Source organism: Bathymodiolus heckerae thiotrophic gill symbiont (assembly GCF_900128515.1).
In the GTDB taxonomy this organism is placed as follows: domain Bacteria; phylum Pseudomonadota; class Gammaproteobacteria; order PS1; family Pseudothioglobaceae; genus Thioglobus_A.
This window is the reverse complement of the sequence record NZ_FQTP01000090.1, coordinates 1-5,287: the sequence shown is the minus strand read 5'-3', so window position 1 is coordinate 5,287 and position 5,287 is coordinate 1. Positions and strand designations below refer to the sequence as shown.

5 protein-coding genes and 1 pseudogene are annotated in these 5,287 nt (G+C 36.3%); 2 read left to right on the top strand and 4 right to left on the bottom strand.

The window, feature by feature from the left end; translation table 11 throughout:
- Positions 1-385: 385 nt before the first annotated feature.
- The 4 genes from BTHERMOSOX_RS08985 to BTHERMOSOX_RS08970 are packed head-to-tail and all read right to left on the bottom strand — an operon-like array spanning position 386 to position 2,814.
- On the bottom strand, positions 386-1,258 hold the full coding sequence (locus BTHERMOSOX_RS08985; protein ID WP_138120739.1) for an Lcl domain-containing protein: 873 nt from the start codon (positions 1,256-1,258) through the stop codon (positions 386-388).
- A gap of 5 nt (positions 1,259-1,263) precedes the next feature.
- Positions 1,264-1,938 (bottom strand): tetratricopeptide repeat protein, encoded by a 675-nt coding sequence (locus BTHERMOSOX_RS08980; protein WP_138120738.1) that lies wholly within the window; start codon positions 1,936-1,938, stop codon positions 1,264-1,266.
- Positions 1,935-2,336: a secondary thiamine-phosphate synthase enzyme YjbQ gene (locus BTHERMOSOX_RS08975; protein WP_138120737.1), complete on the bottom strand. Its 402-nt coding sequence runs from the start codon at positions 2,334-2,336 to the stop codon at positions 1,935-1,937. The genes BTHERMOSOX_RS08980 and BTHERMOSOX_RS08975 overlap by 4 nt, the downstream gene beginning before the upstream one ends.
- A gap of 1 nt (position 2,337) precedes the next feature.
- Positions 2,338-2,814 (bottom strand): cytochrome c-type biogenesis protein, encoded by a 477-nt coding sequence (locus tag BTHERMOSOX_RS08970; RefSeq protein WP_138120736.1) that lies wholly within the window; start codon positions 2,812-2,814, stop codon positions 2,338-2,340.
- 63 nt (positions 2,815-2,877) lie between these two features.
- On the opposite strand from BTHERMOSOX_RS08970, the gene BTHERMOSOX_RS08965 reads away from it, so the two are divergent.
- Positions 2,878-4,536 (top strand): ATP-binding cassette domain-containing protein, encoded by a 1,659-nt coding sequence (locus BTHERMOSOX_RS08965; protein WP_138120735.1) that lies wholly within the window; start codon positions 2,878-2,880, stop codon positions 4,534-4,536.
- 57 nt (positions 4,537-4,593) lie between these two features.
- Positions 4,594-5,285 (top strand): annotated as a pseudogene (locus BTHERMOSOX_RS08960) (IS1595 family transposase).
- Positions 5,286-5,287: the final 2 nt, after the last annotated feature.

The following is a 5,287-nucleotide window of genomic DNA, read 5'->3' as shown; positions in this document are numbered from 1 at the left end:
ATTAATAAGATCTTGAGCTAAATGTTCAGGCTTAAAATCATTAACAAAAGGATTGCCAGCTTCTCTTAGTTTGTCTAATTTTGATTTTCTTTCAGTGATTAATTTATTGTCGTCTTGATTACTCATATTCTCTTACCGTTATAGGACTTTGCATATTTCCTCTTGTTAAAATTTTTTAATATGTGTTTTGCTATTTTTGAGTGTTTATTTCTAATGTTTTCATCATGCTGCCTTATTCTACATTCGTCAAATCTATTTTAACGCTATATTATTCATAATACAGACGAATAAAAACACCATAAAACATTGAAATTATTAGAATTTTAAAACCCCTTTAAAAAAATACCCCAAAGCACTTTCTCTTGACTAAAGTCAATTCACTTTGTTACTCTCCAGAACGCACCAAACGAATATAATAGTAGTTGTTGCGATCGTTGACGTTGCCGAAGCCATGGTAGAAGCTAACCATCCAGGCGTAGCTAGAGCTATTCAAATTTGCGGAGGATGGCCAAAAGAGACTGCCAGGCAAACCAGGAAACAAGGTTTGATTAATGGTGGGTGTTTGATAATTTTTACCACCTTTGGCACAACTATCAAAGTCATCTTTTTTAGACTGCACCTGATAACCATTTGAACAATAAATCAATGTGTTTAATTCTTTAATAGTAGGCAATCGCCAATCGGTATATCCAGCAAAACTTACAGTTTTAAAGTGATCAAATCTGGCTTGCCATTTGTATCTTTTACCCTTGCCCGTACAAGTATCACCATTCCAAGTTTGCCCCTCAGCGCAACGCTTCCATATCAAATTTCCAATAGACACTGTGCCACTTTTTTTGTCTAGCTCCGCTTGTTTTGCTAGACGCTTTTCTTTGGCTATTTTTCCTACTGCTAGAAATTTTTCTATGGCAATTTTCTCTTTTGCTAGGCGCTGTTTTCTTTTCTCAGTAGCGCGCTTATCTAAATTAAATTTAAGATTTATCGAGATATCTGCACCTAAAAAAACTTCTCTAGTTTTGCTGTAAATCCATTCATCAGTGACTTTTTCTACCTTAACCTTATACTCTCCCTCTGCTAGCAAAATACTCGTATAACCCTCATCACTAGTCATGGCTTTTTTGCGCCCGTTGATATAGATATAAGCGCCGGCTCTATCACTACTGATGCGCAATTTGCCTGCATCTTTTGGCGCAGCATAAGAGTTGTTAAACAATAAAGCCATGGTTAATATTAATAGTTGGGTTGTTTTTTTAAACATTTTTTTTATCCTTTATTTAATGTTGATTTTAGCTCTAACTCGGCTTTTGATAATGTTTTAGCTATACTTAAATCTTGCTTTGAGCGCTCTAAGTTACCCATTAGATTGTGCAATGTGCCACGATTATAAAATGCTTGATAAAAATTTTCATCTAATTCAATCACTTTATCTAAATCCTTAAGTGCTAAATTATTTATACCAAGCTTGGTATAAATATTACCTCGATTATAAATAGCGGCAATGTAATTTTCATCCAGGGCAATAGCTTGAGAATAAGCATTAATTGCCTCATCACTTCGCTCTAATCGATCATAACAATTACCCAAATTATTAAAAGCGCCGCTATCAGTATTTTTAAGCTCAATAGCTTGCTCAAAATAGCCAATAGCCGAACTAAAATTTTCTTTTTCTTGCTCTAAATAAGCCAAACAAAAATACGCCTCAGCACTATTCGGATTTGCCTGAATGGCATTTGACATACTTTCAATCGCTAAATCATCACTACCTTGCAACTGATGTAAATTTCCCAAACTTAAATAAGCATTGGCTTTTAAATTATCATCAACAGATGGATGATTAATTAAGCCATTCCAAGCTTGAATAGCCAAAGATAAATCGTTATTTTTTTGATGTGTATAAGCCTCAACCATCAGCTCACTTAATTCTTTTTCTATGCTCATGTTAGGGTGATGATTAACTTTCTAGTGTTTTTTCCAGCACGATGCTCATACAGATACAGACTTTGATATTTACCCAAAGCAAGCTCTCCCTGAATAATTGGAATGGTTTTTGCTTCGCCAGTGAGAATCGCTCTAATATGTCCAGACATATCAAAATTACCCTCTCCATCATGTCGATAATTAGGGCTTGCATCAGTCACACTGGCTTTAAAATAATCCTCTACATCAAGCAGTAAATTAGGATCTTCATTGCCAGTAATCATCAGTGATGCAGAGGTATGTGTAACAAATACATGGCACAACTGCACAGATGTATTGTTAATTAATTCGTTAACTTGAGTAGTAATTTCAACAGCACCTCGCCCATCAGTAATAACGATTATTTCATGTTGGCTCACTTTAAGAGGTGTCCTTTAATAAATCCTTAGCTTTACTGGTATCAATAATGGTTGGCTGCGCGTTTTTTCTACGCTTAAACGAGCGAGCAAAAAAGAATATTCCAAATAGTAAAAAGGCAAATGGTGCATACCACAATAACAATGTATTTTTATTAACCGGTGGCTTAAATACAACAAAATCACCATATCGATCAGTCATATAGCGGCGAATTTGGTCATCTGTTTTTTGGGTAGTAATCAGCTCTCTAACCTTTTCACGCAAGTCTTTAGCAAGGCCAGCATTAGATCCGCCAATACTTTGGCCTTGACAAACTGGGCAGCGAATTTCATCAATCAAATTTCGGTAACGCTGTTCTTGTTGTGCATTAACAAAGCTATTTGCTTCAATACTTTCAGCAAATACAGGTTGAAAAATTAATAGCATAATACACAAGCTAACTCTTTTAACTAGCGCCGTTGTTTGGGTAAAATTATGCATACTTAACTTTTTAATCTTAAAACCTAGATTTTACACTCGTCAGACGTTGTAAAAAGGAGACCCATGCCATTAATTACACTTGATAACATTTCTTTGAGCTTTTCAGATAAGCCAATTTTGAATCAAGTCAGCTCTACCATTCTCAAGGGTGACAAAATTGCACTGATCGGTCGAAATGGCGAGGGAAAATCAACCTTTATGCGTATTTTAGCAGGCACAATTGAGCCTGATGATGGCAAGTTAAAGATTAAAAATGGTATCACTGTTAGCTATTTAGAGCAAACACCGCCCGAAGATAACGATAAAACTCTATTTGATATTGTTGCTGAAGGCTTGGGCGAAATTGGTGACATTTTGACTAAATATCAACACCTAATCAAACAAGGTAAGCTTGATGAAGCTGGCAAATATCAACAAAGAATTGACCAACTTGATGGCTGGCAATATCTACATAAAATTGAAGCCACTCTTAATCGCTTCAACTTAAATGGTGATACAACGCTTGCCACCTTATCTGGTGGTTGGCGTAGACGTGTTATGCTGGCTCGAGCTCTCATTCAAGAACCAGATGTTTTACTACTTGATGAGCCGACCAACCACATGGATATTACCGCCATTCTTGACTTGGAAAGAATGCTCAGAGAATATCATGGTACTTTAATTTTAATTAGCCATGATCGCTCATTTGTTGCGGGCATTGTTAACAAGGTTTTTGATTTAGACCGTGGCAATTTAAGTGTGTTTGAATGCGGCTATCGAGATTATGTTAAGCGTAAAGATGAGCAATTGCATGCAGAAGAACTTGCCAATGTTCGCTTTGATAAAAAACTCGCTCAAGAAGAAACCTGGATCAGACAAGGTATTAAAGCGCGTCGTACCCGTAATGAGGGTAGAGTGCGAGCCTTGCAAGATATGCGTAGCTCTTTTATCAATCGTCGAGCCAAAAAAGGCAATGTAAAAATTCATGCACTTGAAGATGAGAACAGATCTTCTAAAGTTGTATTTGAAGTTAAGAAAATTTCTTATGAGATTGCAGACCTGACACTTATTAAAGACTTCTCCATGCTGGTGTTAAAAGGTGAAAAAATCGGCATCATTGGTGGCAATGGTACTGGAAAATCAACCTTTATCAAATTACTACTAGACGAGCTACAACCCACAAAAGGCACTATTCGTCGATCAAAAACTATTCAGCTGGCCTATTTTGATCAAATGCGTGAAAACCTTGACCCTAATATGAAAGCCATGGACTTTGTTTCAGGTGGTCGTGAGCATATCGATGTTGGTGGCAAGAGTAAACATATTATTGGCTATTTACGTCAATTTTTGTTTACTGGAAAACAGGCCATGGCGCCGATCAGAATGTTTTCTGGTGGTGAAAAAAATCGACTTATGCTAGCTAAAATTCTTTCACAGCCTGCCAACCTTTTGGTTCTTGATGAGCCTACCAACGACCTTGATGTTGAAACCTTGGAATTACTAGAAGAAATGCTAGTAGATTATAACGGAACGCTAATCCTTATTTCTCATGATAGAACCTTTTTAAATAACGTTGTTGGCTCTACTGTGGCACTTGATGGCGATGGTGTGATCAATCAATACGCTGGTGGTTATGATGATTATCTAATTCAAAAACAAGATAAGATAATTGCCGAAAAGCCGAAGAAAAAACCCAAAGAAAAAACCCAAAGAAAAAACACAGAAAATAGCTGTTCAGACTAATAAAAAATTAGGGTCATGACAACCCAAGCATATTTAAAATCATGTTAAAGTATCGTTATTAAAGTAAAAAACAAGTATGTAAATCGTTCCCCGTATTTCAGAGAAGAAATTTAGAGAAATAATTAAGTATTTTTCTCTTGATTTGAACGCAGTTCAAATCAAGGAATTAACAGGATTGAGCAGACAAACAATCAATAAATATTTAACCGCTATTAGGCTTAGAATTGTAGAACTATCCATACTTCAATCTACCCCACTAGTGGGGCAGATTGAAGTCGATGAAAGCTATTTTGGCGCACGGCACGTCCGCGGAAAACGCGGCCGTGGCGCCTTAGGGGAAACCATTGTTTTTGGCTTGCTAAAAAGAGGTGATAAGGTTTATACTGAGATTGTTCCAAACTGCAAGAGTACTACCCTACAAAGGATTATCAAGGGTAAAACTAGTATTGAAAGCGTCATTCATTCTGATGGTTGGCGAGGGGTATAATGGTTTAGTAGATTTTGGCCATAAGAAGCATTTTAGAGTACATCATAGCAAGAATGAATTTGCTCGTGGTAATGCACCTATTAACGGCATAGAATCATTTTGGGGTTATACCAAAACAAGGCTGGTAAAATTTAAAGGAATGAATAAAAATATGTTTAATTTACACTTGAAAGAATGTGAATTTAGATTCAATAATCGCAAGCAAAATCTTTATAAGATTTTGCTTGAAATGTTCAGAAAAGAGTCGCTTAAGTTGTCATGACC